At 63.4% G+C, this 15,202-nt stretch carries 15 protein-coding genes; 14 read left to right on the top strand and 1 reads right to left on the bottom strand.

Annotated features, from left to right (window positions below):
• Positions 1–91: 91 nt before the first annotated feature.
• The 12 genes from mutM (at position 92) to FQU74_RS14225 (ending at position 12,931) form a co-directional block, all read left to right on the top strand.
• Positions 92–946 (top strand): bifunctional DNA-formamidopyrimidine glycosylase/DNA-(apurinic or apyrimidinic site) lyase, encoded by an 855-nt coding sequence (mutM, locus tag FQU74_RS14170; protein ID WP_146287122.1) that lies wholly within the window; start codon positions 92–94, stop codon positions 944–946.
• A 59-nt stretch (positions 947–1,005) separates the two neighbouring features.
• Positions 1,006–1,782, top strand: a complete 777-nt coding sequence (locus FQU74_RS14175; protein ID WP_146287123.1) for an enoyl-CoA hydratase — start codon at positions 1,006–1,008, stop codon at positions 1,780–1,782.
• Between the two features lie 147 nt (positions 1,783–1,929).
• The gene (gene rpsT, locus FQU74_RS14180; RefSeq protein WP_146287124.1) at positions 1,930–2,196 is read left to right on the top strand and encodes a 30S ribosomal protein S20; all 267 of its coding nucleotides are present in this window, start codon (positions 1,930–1,932) and stop codon (positions 2,194–2,196) included.
• Positions 2,197–2,739: 543 nt separating this feature from the next.
• Complete coding sequence (gene dnaA / locus FQU74_RS14185) at positions 2,740–4,155, top strand: chromosomal replication initiator protein DnaA (RefSeq protein ID WP_146287125.1); 1,416 nt, start codon at positions 2,740–2,742, stop codon at positions 4,153–4,155.
• Between the two features lie 228 nt (positions 4,156–4,383).
• Positions 4,384–5,502 (top strand): DNA polymerase III subunit beta, encoded by a 1,119-nt coding sequence (dnaN, locus tag FQU74_RS14190; protein ID WP_146287126.1) that lies wholly within the window; start codon positions 4,384–4,386, stop codon positions 5,500–5,502.
• Positions 5,503–5,570: 68 nt separating this feature from the next.
• On the top strand, positions 5,571–6,668 hold the full coding sequence (gene recF / locus FQU74_RS14195) for a DNA replication/repair protein RecF (protein ID WP_146287127.1): 1,098 nt from the start codon (positions 5,571–5,573) through the stop codon (positions 6,666–6,668).
• Positions 6,665–7,093 carry a VOC family protein gene (locus FQU74_RS14200; RefSeq protein ID WP_146287128.1) on the top strand — a complete coding sequence of 143 codons (429 nt, stop codon included), beginning with the start codon at positions 6,665–6,667 and terminating at the stop codon, positions 7,091–7,093. The genes recF and FQU74_RS14200 overlap by 4 nt, the downstream gene beginning before the upstream one ends.
• Positions 7,090–7,710, top strand: a complete 621-nt coding sequence (locus FQU74_RS14205; RefSeq protein ID WP_146287129.1) for a LysE family translocator — start codon at positions 7,090–7,092, stop codon at positions 7,708–7,710. Before FQU74_RS14200 ends, FQU74_RS14205 begins: the two co-directional genes overlap by 4 nt.
• An 80-nt stretch (positions 7,711–7,790) precedes the next feature.
• Complete coding sequence (gene gyrB, locus FQU74_RS14210; protein WP_146287130.1) at positions 7,791–10,241, top strand: DNA topoisomerase (ATP-hydrolyzing) subunit B; 2,451 nt, start codon at positions 7,791–7,793, stop codon at positions 10,239–10,241.
• 62 nt (positions 10,242–10,303) lie between these two features.
• Entirely contained in the window at positions 10,304–11,179 is an 876-nt protein-coding gene (gene serB, locus FQU74_RS14215) for a phosphoserine phosphatase SerB (protein WP_146287131.1), read from the top strand.
• 13 nt (positions 11,180–11,192) lie between these two features.
• A complete protein-coding gene (locus tag FQU74_RS14220) occupies positions 11,193–11,951 on the top strand; it encodes a TSUP family transporter (protein ID WP_146287132.1) in 759 nt (252 codons plus the stop codon).
• A 137-nt stretch (positions 11,952–12,088) separates the two neighbouring features.
• Positions 12,089–12,931 carry a L,D-transpeptidase gene (locus FQU74_RS14225; RefSeq protein WP_373289035.1) on the top strand — a complete coding sequence of 281 codons (843 nt, stop codon included), beginning with the start codon at positions 12,089–12,091 and terminating at the stop codon, positions 12,929–12,931.
• 70 nt (positions 12,932–13,001) lie between these two features.
• Here the strand turns inward: FQU74_RS14225 and FQU74_RS14230 are convergent, their stop codons facing one another.
• The gene (locus tag FQU74_RS14230) at positions 13,002–13,343 is read right to left on the bottom strand and encodes a cupin domain-containing protein (RefSeq protein WP_146287133.1); all 342 of its coding nucleotides are present in this window, start codon (positions 13,341–13,343) and stop codon (positions 13,002–13,004) included.
• Positions 13,344–13,491: 148 nt separating this feature from the next.
• Between FQU74_RS14230 and panB the strand changes: the two genes are divergently transcribed.
• Positions 13,492–14,331 (top strand): 3-methyl-2-oxobutanoate hydroxymethyltransferase, encoded by an 840-nt coding sequence (gene panB, locus FQU74_RS14235; RefSeq protein WP_146287134.1) that lies wholly within the window; start codon positions 13,492–13,494, stop codon positions 14,329–14,331.
• Positions 14,328–15,167 (top strand): pantoate--beta-alanine ligase, encoded by an 840-nt coding sequence (panC, locus tag FQU74_RS14240; RefSeq protein ID WP_146287135.1) that lies wholly within the window; start codon positions 14,328–14,330, stop codon positions 15,165–15,167. The genes panB and panC overlap by 4 nt, the downstream gene beginning before the upstream one ends.
• Positions 15,168–15,202 lie beyond the last annotated feature (35 nt).

The raw sequence follows: 15,202 nt of genomic DNA on the forward strand, positions 1-15,202 counted from the left end.
GGCATCATCCGGGTCTTGCCCTTCCGGGCGTTGCACCTCTTATAGGGCGCAAAGCGGGCGCTGCAATGCGCCGATCTGTCCGGAGGACGCGATGCCCGAATTGCCCGAGGTCGAAACCGTGCGCCGGGGGCTGGAACCGGTGATGACCGGCCGGCGTATCCTGCAGGCCGATGTGCGCCGCCCTGACCTGCGTTGGCCCTTTCCGCCGGGTATGGCCGAACGGCTGACCGGGGCGCATGTCGTCGCCCTGCGGCGGCGGTCGAAGTACATCCTCGCCGATCTTTCGACGGCCGAGACGCTGCTGATCCATCTGGGCATGTCAGGGCGGCTTCTGATCTCGGGCGCGACACTGGGCTCATTCCATCATCCCCACCCCGCACCGGCCAAGCATGATCATGTCGTGCTGGATCTTGAGGGCGGCGCCCGCATCACCTTCAACGACGCCCGCCGCTTTGGTGCGATGGACCTGATGCCGACCGAAGGGGCAGGGGCGCATCCGCTGCTGTCTGCCCTGGGTCCCGAACCCATGGGCAACGACTTTCACGCGGCCTATCTGGCAGCACGCCTGCGGGGGCGCGCGACGCCCATCAAGACGGCGCTGCTGGACCAGCATCTCGTGGCGGGGTTGGGCAACATCTACGTCTGCGAGGCGCTTTTCCGCGCAGGCATCCATCCCGCACGGCTGGCCCGTGACCTGACGGGCGCGGAGGTGGAGCGGCTGGTGCCCATCATCCGCGACGTGCTGGTGGACGCGATTGACGCGGGCGGCTCATCGCTAAAGGACTATCGACAGGCGGATGGCGAGCTTGGTTACTTCCAGCACAGCTTTCGCGTCTATGACCGTGAGGGGCAGGTTTGCGTCACGCCGGGCTGCGGTGCGATTGTGCAGCGTATCGTGCAGTCGGGACGCTCCAGCTTCTTCTGCCCGTGCTGCCAGCCGCAATAGGTTTGCAAGCCCGAACCTAGCTGCTAGGAGTCTGGCCCAAAGAAGATTGGAGCCGCCTCATGGCCTATGAAACGCTGATCGTCGAGATCGAGGACAACGTCGCGCTGATCCGGTTGAACCGGCCTGACGCGTTGAATGCCCTGAACAGCACCCTGCTGGGAGAGTTGTCAAAGGCGCTTGCAGCCGCCGACAAGGACGATGCAGTGCGCTGTATCATCATCACCGGATCGGAAAAGGCCTTTGCCGCCGGGGCCGATATCAAGGAGATGGCCGAGAAGGGCTTTGTCGAGATGTTCGGCGAAGATTTCTTCGCGGCCGAGGCCGAGGCGATCATCCGCACCCGTAAGCCGATCATCGCGGCCGTATCGGGCTATGCCCTGGGCGGCGGCTGCGAGCTGGCCATGGCCTGTGATTTCATCATCTGCTCGGACACTGCGAAGTTCGGCCAGCCCGAGATCAATCTGGGCATCGTCGCGGGCCTTGGTGGCACGCAGCGGCTGACCCGGTTTGTCGGCAAGTCGAAATCCATGGACATGCACCTGACCGGCCGCTTCATGGATGCCGCCGAAGCCGAGCGTTGCGGGCTGGTGAGCCGGGTTGTGCCGGCCAAGGACCTTCTCACCGAAGCCAAGAAGGCGGGCGCCAAGATCGCCGAGAAGTCGGTGCTGACGGCGATGGTTGTCAAGGAGTGCGTCAGCCGCAGCTATGAGACCACGCTGCGCGAGGGCACGCTGTTCGAGCGGCGGGCCTTCCACGCACTCTTTGCGAGCGAGGACCAGAAAGAAGGCATGGCCGCCTTCCTTGAAAAGCGGACCCCGCAATTCCGCGACAAGTGAGGGGTTTCCAACCCCGGTAAATTGCACTATAGCCCCGGCCCACATGCGCGTGGGCCCGCTTAGGCAAGAATCAGATCCCCTCTTTCCAGAGGTGGTCGTCCTTGGGTCTTTGCTGCAATCGAAACAAAGATCTGAAGGAAAAGTCCCATGGCAAATACGCCCCAGTCCAAAAAGCGCGCCCGCCAGTCGGAAACCCGCTACGCCATCAACAAGGCGCGCCGTTCGCGCATCCGCACCTACCTGCGCAAGGTCGAAGAAGCGATCGCTTCGGGCGACCAGACTGCTGCTGCCGAGGCGCTGAAGAATGCCCAGCCGGAGCTGGCTCGCGGCATCACCAAAGGCGTTCTGCACAAGAACACCGTCGCGCGCAAAATGTCGCGCCTGTCCTCGCGTGTGAAGGCCCTGAACGCCTGAACCTACCCTGCCGACCCGAATCCGGGTGGTGCATGAAGAGCTTGCCTTAAGCGCGCCGATCGGCGCGCTTTTTGCATTTTCAAGGGAATTTTCGCGCAATTCCGATGATTTTAGGTACCTGCGTGGCGCTTTTGCACTGCTTTCCGGATTCGCTACGACGACTCTCGTGTCAACAGCGAAGTTCGGTTGCAGGCCCTGCGGCGGCCTTGCTAGCTTGCCGATGCGATTCACGGAGTCCTGGGGGACGAGCCGGGAACGCGACCCAGAGGAACGGGCTGCCACCTTGCGTCATAAGACGCAGGATTCCGCAATTCCAGGTCGCGATCACATGCTTGAGGGTCTGCGCAGCCTTGCGCCAGATTCGTAGATAGTCAGCGCGTCAGGGTCTTCTCTGACGTGGCTGGTTTCTGCGTGCCAAGCTTATCCCCTGTCAGGCCTCGCCGGTGTCCGGATTCGTTCGGGCATGGGTCATGTGGGACGTGTTTAAACGGGCGAAATCGCCCCAATCAGGCCGAAAACGGCGCGGGACGGGTTGGAAGAAAAATGACGAATGATTCTTGGGGTGAGATTCGTGAGCAGCTTGAGCACCGCCTGGGGAAGAACAACTACACCACCTGGATCGAGCCGCTGAAGCTTTCGGATCTGAAGAATGGTGTCGCCCGATTCGAGGTGCCGACGTCTTTCTTTGGTGACTGGGTGAACCGCAATTTTGCCGACCACATCCGCACGCATCTGAATGCGAACGGCGTTCAGGTTGAACGGGTGGAGTTTGCCGTGCGTCCAGGCACGCGCCGCGCGGCTGCGTCGGCGCAGGCCGCGGCGGCCAATGGTGCGGCCCCGCGAGCGAAGACTGCATCTGCTGAACGCGCCCCTGCCACCAAGGCGCGCGCCGCCCGGCCGCGCGTGGCAGACGAGGATCTGCCCGGCGCACCGCTCGATGCGCGCTTCACTTTTGACAGCTTTGTCGTCGGCAAGCCGAACGAGCTTGCCCATGCCGCCGCGAAACGGGTGAGCGAGGGGGGGCCGGTCTCGTTCAATCCGCTGTTTCTTTATGGCGGCGTGGGGCTCGGCAAGACGCACCTGATGCATGCCATCGCGCATGAGCTGCAGGCCCGCCGGCCTGACCTGCGTGTTCTTTATCTCTCGGCCGAGCAGTTCATGTATCGTTTCGTGCAGGCCCTGCGTGACCGGTCGGTGATGGACTTCAAGGAGATGTTCCGCTCGGTCGATGTGCTGATGGTCGATGATGTACAGTTCATCGCCGGCAAGGATTCGACGCAGGAAGAGTTCTTCCACACCTTCAACGCGCTGGTTGACCAGAACAAGCAGATCGTGATTTCTGCCGATCGCGCGCCGGGCGAGATCAAGGATCTGGAAGAGCGGATCAAGAGCCGCCTGCAATGCGGCCTGGTGGTCGATCTTCACCCGACCGACTATGAACTGCGCCTTGGCATCCTGCAGCAGAAGGCCGACTTCTATCGCGACCAGTACCGGGGGCTGACCATCGCACCGGGCGTGCTGGAGTTTCTGGCCCATCGCATCACGACCAACGTGCGGGTGCTGGAAGGCGCTCTGACCCGCCTCTTTGCTTTTGCGAGCCTAGTCGGGCGCGAGATCACCCTTGATCTGACGCAAGACTGCCTTGCCGACATCCTGCGCGCATCGGACCGAAAGGTCACGATCGAGGAGATCCAGCGCAAGGTGGCAGAGCATTACAACATTCGGCTCTCGGACATGATCGGGCCAAAGCGTCTGCGCAACATCGCCCGTCCGCGCCAGATTGCGATGTATCTCTCCAAGCAGCTGACGCCGCGCAGCCTGCCCGAGATTGGCCGCCGGTTTGGCGGGCGCGACCACACGACCATCATGCATGGCGTGCGCAAGATCGAAGAGCTTATGGCGACGGACAGCCAGCTTGCAGATGATCTCCAGCTGCTGAAGCGTTTGCTTCAGGGCTGAGGTTGGCGAGGGAAAAGGGGGCACTTGCCCCCTTTTCTTTTGACGTCAGCAACTTGCCCAGACAGAGACTGTGGCGCGCAGGACCCTTCCGTCGTGCAGTGGCGTGCCCTTCCGCTTGACGGCACTGCCGTTTCTTCGGAATGTCTGCGGAAAATCGCTTGTGAACCGGCGGGAACAGGATAACGTCTGTGTCCCGCCAGCAAGGCCGGAACCTAGAGGACCATAGGGATGAAGATCAGCATCGAACGCAGCACGCTTCTGAAGGCCGTGGGGCAGGCGCAATCGGTGGTGGAACGCCGCAACACCATCCCGATCCTTGCGAACGTTCTGATCGAGGCCGAGGGCAATCAGGTCAGCTTCCGCGCGACCGATCTGGACATCGAGGTGGTCGATAAGGCGCCCGCGATGGTGGAGCGTCCCGGCGCCACCACGGTCTCGGCTGTCATGCTGCACGAGATCGTCCGCAAGCTGCCCGACGGCGCGCTGGTCACGCTGGCCGAGGATGCTGCAGCCGGTCGTCTGACGGTGACCGCGGGGCGGTCCACCTTCAACCTTGCGACCCTTCCGCGCGAGGATTTCCCGGTCATGGCGACCTCGGAATACACCACGAACTTTGCCGCCCCCGCCCCTGTCCTGCGCCGGCTTTTCGACAAGGCAAAATTCGCGATCTCGACCGAGGAGACGCGGTACTACCTGAACGGCGTCTATATGCATGTCGCAACCGGCGAGGATGGCCAGGTGCTGCGCTGCGTGGCGACCGATGGCCACCGGTTGGCCCGTATCGATGCGCCCCTGCCCGAGGGGGCAACCGGCATGCCGGGCGTCATCGTGCCGCGCAAGACCGTGAACGAATTGCGCAAGCTCTTGGATGATGACGAGGCGCAGATTGCGGTTTCGGTCTCGGAGACCAAGGTGCGCTTTGCGACCCCGACGATCACGCTGACCTCGAAGGTGATCGACGGCACCTTCCCCGACTACACCCGCGTCATCCCGGTGAACAATACCCGCCGGCTGGAGGTTGATGCCTCGGATTTCGCCAAGGCTGTGGACCGTGTCGCAACCGTATCTTCCGAGCGCAGCCGCGCGGTAAAGCTGAGCCTTGACGAGGACCGGCTGGTCCTGTCAGTCAACGCCCCGGACAGCGGCGCTGCCGAGGAAGAACTGGCCGTCGCCTATGGGGATGAGCGGCTGGAGATCGGCTTCAACGCCAAGTATCTGCTGGAAATCGCAAGCCAGGTGGACCGCGAGAACGCTGTCTTTCTGTTCAACTCGTCGGGTGATCCGACGCTGATGCGCGAAGGCAATGATACCTCGGCGGTCTACGTGGTGATGCCGATGCGCGTCTGAGCGGCGCGCGCCGGGGGTTTTGCCCCCGGACCCCCAAGGTAAGTGGACCAGAATGAAAGGGGAGCGGCGTGAGTGGCTTGGCCATCCTCTCGCTGGTACTGTCGCATTTCCGTAGCCATCGCGCCGCCCGGCTGGAGTTTGACGGGCGGCCTGTGGCGCTGGTGGGGGCGAACGGGGCGGGCAAGACCAATATTCTCGAGGCGATATCGCTGCTGTCACCTGGCCGGGGGCTGCGTGGTGCATCGGCGGATGAGTTGGGCCGGCGGCCCGAAGCGATCGGCTGGAAGGTTCAGGCGCGCGTCGCGGGGATTTCTGCCGCCCATGAGGTCGAAACATGGGCCGAGGGTGGCGCGGCGCGACTGGTGCGCGTCGATGGAAAATCCGCACCACAGGTGGCCTTGGCCCGCATCCTGCGGATGGTCTGGCTGGTGCCCAGCATGGACCGGCTCTGGCTTGAGGGCGCCGAGGGGCGGCGGCGATTTCTGGACCGTCTGACCCTGAGCTTTGCCCCCGATCACGCCGAGGCGGTTCTGGCCTATGACAAGGCGATGCGCGACCGCAACCGCCTGTTGAGGGACGAGGTATCGGACCCCCATTGGTATGGGGCGCTCGAGGCGCAGATGGCATCCTCGGGTGCTGCGATCCAGCGGAACCGGTCCGCGACCGTCGCGCGGTTGCTGGCGGCGCAAGAAGGGGCCGAGACCGCGTTCCCGCAGGCGAGCCTTGCCATCGTTTCCCCCGATGAATTGCCTGACGATCTGGCGCAGGCTCTGGCGCAAAACCGTCGGCGCGATATGGCCGCAGGGCGCGCGCTGGTGGGACCGCATCGTGCCGATCTGGCGGCTGTGTTCACGGCCAAGGGCGTGGCTGCGGACCAGTGTTCGACTGGTGAGCAAAAGGCGCTGTTGATCAGCCTGATCCTTGCCAATGCGCGCGCGCTTGCAGCCGATCTGGGGCGACCCCCGATCCTGCTGCTCGATGAGGTTGCGGCGCATCTGGACGCAGGCCGCCGGGCCGCGCTTTATGACGAGCTTTGTGCCGTGGGGGCGCAGGCGATCATGACGGGAACCGAGCCCGGCCTGTTTGACAGTCTGGGTGCGCGCGGGCAAAGCTTCATGGTCGCCGATGAGGGCGGACAGTCGATCATCACGGAGGTGAAGGCATGACCCCGCAGCGCGTGACGCTGATCACCCTTGGCGTGGCCGATCTGCCGGCCTCGCGTGGTTTTTATGCCCGGCTTGGATGGCAGGAGCATGGGGAAAGCCAGGAGGCTGTCGCCTTCTACCAGATGAACGGCCTTGCGCTGGCCCTGTTCGGCCTTGCCGATCTGGCCGCGGATCAGGGCCGTGCCGGGGCCGCGCTTGGAACCGGGGCGATGACTTTGGCCCAGAACTTTCTGACCGAGGCCGAGGTCGATGCCGCATTTGAAGCGGCCCTTGCCGCCGGGGCCACGGCACTGAAACGCCCCGAGAAGGTATTCTGGGGCGGCTATTCCGGCTACTGGGCAGATCCCGATGGCCATGTGTGGGAGGTTGCGATGAACCCGTATTGGCCGCTTGGTGCCGATGGATCGCTGAGGTTGCCGGGATGACCGTCACCTTCTGGCAACTTCTGGTCTATGCAGGCGGCATGGCCGCACTTTGGGCGGTGCCCGGTCCGGTCTGGGTGGCACTTCTGGCGCGGGCGCTCTCTGGCGGCTTTGCAGCCGCATGGCCATTGGCGGTGGGCGTGGCGCTCGGCGATTTGCTGTGGCCGCTTTCGGCAATCCTCGGCTTGTCGTGGATCCATTCGGTTTATGGCGACATCCTGAGCCTGCTCAGATGGGTGGCGGCGGCGGTCTTTCTCGGCATGGGGATCCTGCTGATCCGCAAGAAGCCGCAGGCGCCGGGCACCGACAGCCGCTTGACGCGGCCTGGGATCTGGGCGGGGTTCTCGGTTGGTGTGGCGGCCGTGGTGGGCAACCCCAAGGCGATCCTCTTCTACATGGGTGCGCTACCGGGATTTTTTGATCTGTCGCGTCTGACCGCGCCCGACATCACGGCGATCATCCTGATTTCGGCCCTGGTGCCGATGGCCGGAAACCTTGCGCTTGCGCTGTTTCTTGACCGTGCCCGGCAACTGCTGTCCTCGCCCAAAAACATCCATCGGCTGAACCTTGCCTCGGGCATCATGCTGATCGGTGTCGCGCTGGCGATTCCCTTCCTGTGACCCCAAATATTGTGTCGCAGGGGTGACATTCCCCGCCCCAACCGCTATAAATCGCGGGCAATTCGAGGGATGCAGGATACATGGCCGAAGCCGCGAAGAAGCCGAGTGAATACGGCGCCGATTCCATCAAGGTTCTCAAGGGGTTGGAGGCTGTACGCAAGCGTCCTGGCATGTACATCGGTGACACCGATGATGGCAGCGGCCTGCACCACATGGTCTATGAGGTGGTTGATAACGGCATTGACGAGGCGCTGGCCGGTCATGCCGACTATGTGCATGTGAAAATTCACGCCGATGACAGCGTTTCGGTGCGCGACAACGGTCGCGGCATCCCGGTCGATATCCACCAGGAAGAGGGGGTTTCGGCTGCCGAGGTCATCATGACCCAGCTTCACGCGGGTGGAAAATTCAACAACACCGATGAGGGCGGCAACGCCTACAAGGTGTCGGGCGGTCTGCACGGCGTGGGTGTTTCGGTGGTGAACGCGCTGTCAGAGTGGCTGGAGCTGACGGTCTGGCGCAACGATCGTGAGTATCGCGCGCGGTTCGAGTTCGGGGAGTGCACGGTGCATGTGCACGACGTGGGCCCCGCGCCGGGTCAGCGCGGCACCGAGGTGCGCTTTCTGGCCAGCGCCAAGACCAACCGTGAGGACGGGACCTTCTCGAACCTCGACTATAGCTTCAAGGTGCTGGAGACGCGCCTGCGCGAGCTCGCGTTCCTGAACTCGGGCGTTCGCATCATCCTTGAGGATGATCGCCACGCCGAGCCCGAGAAGACCGAGCTCTTTTATGACGGCGGCGTGCGTGAGTTCGTCAAATACCTGGACCGGCACAAGCAATCGGCGATGTCCGAGCCGATCTACATGCTGGGCGAGCGTGGCGGCATCGGGGTCGAAGTCGCGATGTGGTGGAATGACAGCTACCACGAGAATGTGCTGCCTTTCACCAACAACATCCCGCAGCGCGACGGCGGCACCCATCTTGCGGGCCTGCGTGGTGCCCTGACGCGGACGATCACCAAATACGCGCAGGACAGTGGCATCGCCAAGCGCGAGAAGGTGGATTTCACCGGCGACGACGCGCGCGAGGGCCTGACCTGTGTCCTGAGCGTCAAGGTGCCGGACCCGAAATTCTCAAGCCAGACCAAGGACAAGCTTGTCTCCTCCGAGGTGCGCCCTGCGGTCGAGAACCTTGTGAACGAAAAGCTCTCGGAGTGGTTCGAAGAGCATCCGGCCGAGGCAAAGGTGATCGTCGGCAAGATCATCGAGGCGGCACTGGCGCGCGAGGCGGCGCGCAAGGCCCGCGAACTGACCCGCCGCAAGACGGCGATGGATGTGGCGTCGCTTCCGGGCAAGCTGGCCGACTGTCAGGAAAAGGACCCGGCGCTGTCCGAGCTGTTCATCGTCGAGGGTGACTCGGCAGGTGGCTCGGCCAAGCAGGGCCGCTCGCGCAAACAGCAGGCCGTTCTGCCCCTGCGCGGCAAGATCCTGAACGTGGAGCGTGCGCGCTTTGACCGGATGCTGTCGTCCGAGACAGTGGGCACGCTGATCACGGCACTCGGCACGGGCATCGGGCGCGATGAATTCGACATCGGCAAGCTGCGCTATCACAAGATCATCATCATGACCGATGCTGACGTGGACGGCGCGCATATCCGGACGCTTCTGCTCACGTTCTTCTACCGGCAGATGCCGCAGATCATCGACGGTGGGTACCTCTATATTGCGCAGCCGCCGCTCTATAAGGTGTCTCGTGGAAAGTCAGAGGTCTACCTGAAGGATCAGGCCGCTTTTGAGGAATATCTCATCCAGCAGGGCATCGAAGGCGCGGTGCTGCGGCTTGGAACGGGCGAAGAGGTTGCGGGGGCCGACCTTCTGCGTATCGTCGAGGGCGCGCGCGCCTTCCGCAAGGTGCTGGACGCCTTCCCGACGCATTATCCGCGCAACATCCTGGAGCAGGCCGCGCTGGCCGGGGCCTTCGATCAGGGCCGTGCCGATGCCGACCTGCAGCTTGTAGCCGATACCGTTGCCCGCCGTCTGGATGGCGTGGCGGTCGAGTATGAAAAGGGCTGGCAAGGCCGCATCACGCAGGATCACGGCATCCGGCTGAGCCGCATCCTGCGCGGGGTCGAGGAACTGCGGACGCTGGATGGCGCTGTCCTCCGCTCGGGCGAGGCGCGCAAGCTGTCGCAGATGTCTTCGGGCGTGAAGGACATCTTCGCAACCGAGGCGCGGCTTGTGCGGAAAGATCGCGAACAGCCGATCCACGGGCCGACAGAACTGCTGAAAGCCGTTCTGGCCGAGGGTGAGAAGGGCTTGGCCCTGCAGCGCTACAAGGGTCTGGGCGAGATGAACCCCGAACAGTTGTGGGAGACCACGCTGGACCCCGATGCCCGTACTCTGCTGCAAGTGCGGGTCGATGACGTGGCCGAAGCAGATGATCTCTTTACCAAGCTGATGGGCGACGTGGTCGAGCCACGGCGCGAGTTCATCCAGCAGAACGCGCTGAACGTCGAAAACCTCGATTTTTGAACCGGGCCCCTGGTGCCTGATGCAGGGGCCTCGGCCCCTGCTTTGTTTCGCGGAGTAACCCCATGTTCACCGTCACCCTGCTGACCAACCCGGACACCCCGCTGGTCGATCGCGCCACCGTCGAATCCCTGCGTAATGCCTGGGGTGGTGGCGATGCGCGCTGGCTCGACCCCGGCGTAGCTGCGGAATTCGCGGTGCCCGCAATGCCCGAAAACCGCTGGCAGGTGTGGGAGGATATGCAGTCCCTGAAAGTCGATCTGGTGGTGCAGCCGACGGAAGGGCGCCGCAAGCGCCTGTTGCTGGCGGATATGGACAGCACGATGATCCAGCAGGAATGCATCGACGAGCTTGCCGACGAGGCTGGCGTGGGGGCTTACGTTGCGGGCATCACCGCGCGCGCCATGAACGGCGAGCTGGATTTCGAGGCGGCGCTGAAGGAGCGGGTGGGTCTGTTGAAGGGTCTGCCCGAGGCGGTGATTGAGCGGGTGTATCGCGACCGCATCACCTTTATGCCCGGTGGGCGGGACCTGATTGCCACGATGAAAGCCAATGGTGGCCATGCGGCCCTGGTCTCGGGGGGGTTCACCGCCTTTACGGCGCGGGTGGCCGAGGCTTTGGGTTTCGACGAGAACCGCGCGAATACCCTTCATGCCGAGGATGGCAAGCTGACCGGCACCGTGGCCGAGCCAATCCTTGGCAAACAGGCGAAGCTCGACGCGCTGGAACAGATCAGCGCCCGGCTTGGTCTCGACATGGGCGAAACCATGGCAGTGGGCGATGGCGCCAATGATCTGGCCATGCTCAACCGTGCGGGCGCGGGGGTTGCGCTGCATGCCAAACCCTCGGTCGCGGCGCAATGCGATATCCGCGTGAACCATGGCGATCTGACGGCGCTTTTGTTCATTCAGGGCTATGCGCGCGAAGATTTCGTAGCCTGACCGCATAGCGCAGATGCTTGAGGTTTCTGTCGATCCTGCGCTGATGCTGGTCGCAGCGGCCTTCGCTGCGGGCTTTGTCGACAGCATCGCAGGCGGTGGCGGGCTGATATCCTTGCCCGCCTTGATGCTGGCAGGGGCTGATCCGGTACAGGCGCTTTCGACGAACAAGGTCCAGGGCAGCTTTGGCGCGGCGACAGCGGCGGTTTCCTATGCGCGGGCCGGGCATGTCGACGTGCGGGCGCAGATCGGCACGGCAGCGCTGGCCTTTGTCGTTGCCGCAACGGGCGCGATGCTGGTCAGCCGGATCTCGACCGATGTGCTGCGGCTTGGCCTTCCGGTGCTTCTGGTGGGAATCGCGCTCTTTTTCGCGCTGAAGCCCGGCCTGACCGACGAGGATCGCATTGCCCGCATCTCTCCGGCGCTCTTCTCGGCGGTGATCGTTCCGATGATCGGATTCTATGACGGGCTGATCGGTCCAGGGGCCGGTGCTTTCTATATGATCGGATTCGTGCTGCTCGCGGGCCATGGCGTGCTGAAGGCGACCGCACATACCAAGTTCCTGAACTTTGCCTCGAACCTTGGTGGGCTTGCTGTCTTTGCCCTGCAGGGCGCGCCATGGTGGGCGGTGGGGCTTGTCATGGGGGCCGCGCAGATCGGGGGTGCCCGGCTGGGGTCGCGGGTGGCGATGCGCATCGGCGCGCGCGTCATCAAGCCTTTGCTTGTGGTGACCTCTTCCCTGCTCGCGGCACGGCTGATCTGGCAGATGACCTGAGAGCGGATTCGCGCAGGGGCAGAGTCACCGGCCTGCCATGATTTCGTGATTAATTGGCTTATTCCGATGCATGGGGGTTGACGGCACACCCGCCGGGCCGTCTCTTTCGACCAAAGCTGCCAACAACTGCCGAGTCCATCGTGAAAAATCTGCTGAAACCCATCGCCGCGCTTGTCGCGCTTGTTCTGCTTTCGGCTTGTGCGGCGCCGTCGCCGAAGTCGACCACTCCGGGCACTCTGCCGGGGTATGAAGGTGTGCAAGACGGCAACTTCTTTATTCCGCAGGTCAATGACAACCATCTGCGTGACGGTGTGCCCCGCAAGCAGGTTGGCTACGCAGGTGACGAACGGCCCGGCTCGATCGTGATCGATCCCTATGTGCGCAAGCTTTACTATGTGCTCGATGACGGGCAGGCGATGCAGTACTCGATCGCCGTCGGGCGTGCGGGCCTTGGCTTCAAGGGTTCTGCCGTCGTGCGCCGCAAGGAGGAATGGCCGGCCTGGACGCCGACAGCGAACATGGTCCGCACCATGCCCGAGATGTATGCCGAATACGCAGGCGGTCTGCCTGGCGGGCTTGAGAACCCGCTTGGTGCGCGGGCGCTCTATCTCTATCGGAATGGCCGCGACACCTATTACCGGATCCACGGCACCGTCGACAACAAATCGATCGGGCGCGCGACCTCGGCGGGCTGCATCCGTCTGTTCAACCAGGATGCCATCGACCTCTATAACCGGACCGAACTGGGAACCGTGGTGCGTGTCCGCACAAGGGACGAATCCGAGCAGCTTGAAGGCAAGTGGATGGATGACGAATACGGCTTCCTGATCCCCTATGACGAGGCGCTTATTCCCGTGATCGAGCAGCGCAAGCTGGAGCTTGAAGCGAGAGAGGCTGCCGAGGCTGAAGCCGCAGCCGAGCTGGAAGCGACCCGGACTTCGGCGCAGCGCGATGCCGAACTGGAAGGAACACAGGGCTGACCTGCCTGTCAAAGCCTGGAGACGGCCCCGACGTGTGTCACGCCGGGGCCGTTTCTTTTTGGCGGGGCCGTCAGGTCAGGATGACATAGTCCTTCACCGTGGTTTCCACACATTCCCATGTGCCGCGAAAGCCCGGACGGATGACCCAGCTGTCACCCGCCTTCAGTTTCGTCGCGTTCCCCTCGCTGTCCGTCAGGATCGACACGCCTTCAAGGATGTGGACATACTCCCATTCCTCATAGGCGACGGTCCATTTTCCGGGGGTCGATTGCCAGATGCCGCAATAGAGCCCGTCGCGATCCTCAAGGTTCCAGGTGGTGTGAACTGGATCGCCGGCAATGACCTTCTCGGGCGCGGGGCGCTCCACCTCGGGGGTAGCTGCGGTCCGGTCGAGGCGTTGTAGAAGCTGCATGTTCTGTCCTTGGATGATGCTGCGCCACATATCGCATTGGCTGATGGCCCGGCGTCAAGTGTGCGGCAAGGGCAAGTTCCGCTGGAACGACAACGGGGTGGCGGCTATACAAGGCGCAAGGTTCGTCCAGAGGAAGAGCAAGAGCGGTATGAGCGCATCCAGCCCCCTACGCCCGGTCCTGCCCGCCGACATCAAGTCGCGCAAGGGTGGTGCCCCTCTGGTGGTGCTGACCGCCTATACCACGCCAATTGCCCGAATCGTCGATCGGCACTGCGAGATCGCGTTGGTAGGAGATTCCGTGGGCATGGTGCTGCATGGCATGCCCTCGACGCTGGGCGTGACGATGGAGATGATGATCCTGCACGGTCGTGCGGTTGTGCGCGGACTGTCCAAGGCGATGGCGGTCATCGACATGCCCTTCGGGTCCTATGAAGAAAGCCCTCAGCAGGCCTTCCGCAATGCCTCGCGCCTGATGGCCGAGACGGGCGCCCCTGCCGTCAAGCTTGAGGGTGGCCAGCACATGGCCGAGACGATTGCCTTCCTGACGGCGCGCGGCGTGCCGGTCATGGCGCATATCGGCCTTACTCCGCAGTCGGTGAATACGCTGGGCGGCTACAAGGTCGTAGGGCGCGATGATGAAGCTGCCCGCGTACTTTCCGATGCAAAGGCGGTCGAGGCGGCCGGGGCCTTCTCGGTCGTCCTGGAAAAGGTGCCCGAGGGGCTGGCAGGGCGGATCACCGCGCAGCTTTCGATCCCGACCATCGGCATCGGCGCGGGTGTCAACTGTGACGGTCAGGTGCTTGTCATTGACGATATGCTAGGTCTCTTCACCGATTTCCGGCCCAAATTCGTCAAGCGCTATGGCGAGCTTGGGCAGGCAGCCGACGAGGCTATCGCCGCATATGCCGCTGAGGTGCGCGCCCGCACCTTCCCTGCCGCCGAACATGCCTTCCCGGATGTGCTGCCCTCGAAGGGGCCGAAAAGCTGATGCAAATTCTTAGAACGGTTGCCGAATTGCGCACGCGCGTGCGCGGCTGGAAACAGGATGGCCGTCAGGTTGGCGTGGTGCCCACCATGGGCGCCCTGCACGAAGGCCATATGAGCCTCGTGCGCGCGGCACGTCGCGGCTGCGACAGGGTGATCGTGACGATCTTCGTCAACCCGATGCAGTTCAACAATCCTGACGATCTGTCGAAATATCCGCGAACCGAGGATGCGGACGCCGCGCTTCTGTTCCGCGAAGGTGTCGACATCCTGTTCGCCCCCGGACCGGATGAGGTTTATCCGCAGGGATTTGACAGCCGCGTTCTTGTTGGTGGCGTGACCGCGCCGCTGGAGGGTGAGATGCGTCCCGGCCATTTCGAAGGCGTGGCGACGGTTGTGGCCAAGCTCTTCGGTATGACGCAGGCCGACCGCGCCTACTTTGGCCAGAAGGATTGGCAGCAGTTGCAGGTCGTGCGCCGCATGGTGACCGATCTCAATATCCCGGTCGAGGTGGTGGGATGTGAGACGATCCGCGAGGCTGACGGGCTTGCGATGTCGTCGCGCAATGCGCGTCTTGATCCGCTCAGCCGCGCGCAGGCACCGGCCTTGCACCGGATTATGGTGAAGACCGCCGCCCAGATCCGTGGCGGTAGCGAGATCGCGGCAAGCCTTGCACAGGCGCGCGACGATCTGCGTCAGGCGGGCTTCACCGAGGTCGAATATCTGGATCTGCGTACCGCGGCGATGCTCGAACCCGCGACAGGTATCGAACAGCCGGTTCGCCTGCTGGCGGCGGCCTGGATCGGTGGTGTGCGGCTGATCGACAATATTCCGGTCTGATCGGACAGGCATGCCGGCCAAGGGCACGTGCCCGG

Source organism: Gemmobacter aquaticus (assembly GCF_007859075.1).
In the GTDB taxonomy this organism is placed as follows: domain Bacteria; phylum Pseudomonadota; class Alphaproteobacteria; order Rhodobacterales; family Rhodobacteraceae; genus Gemmobacter; species Gemmobacter aquaticus.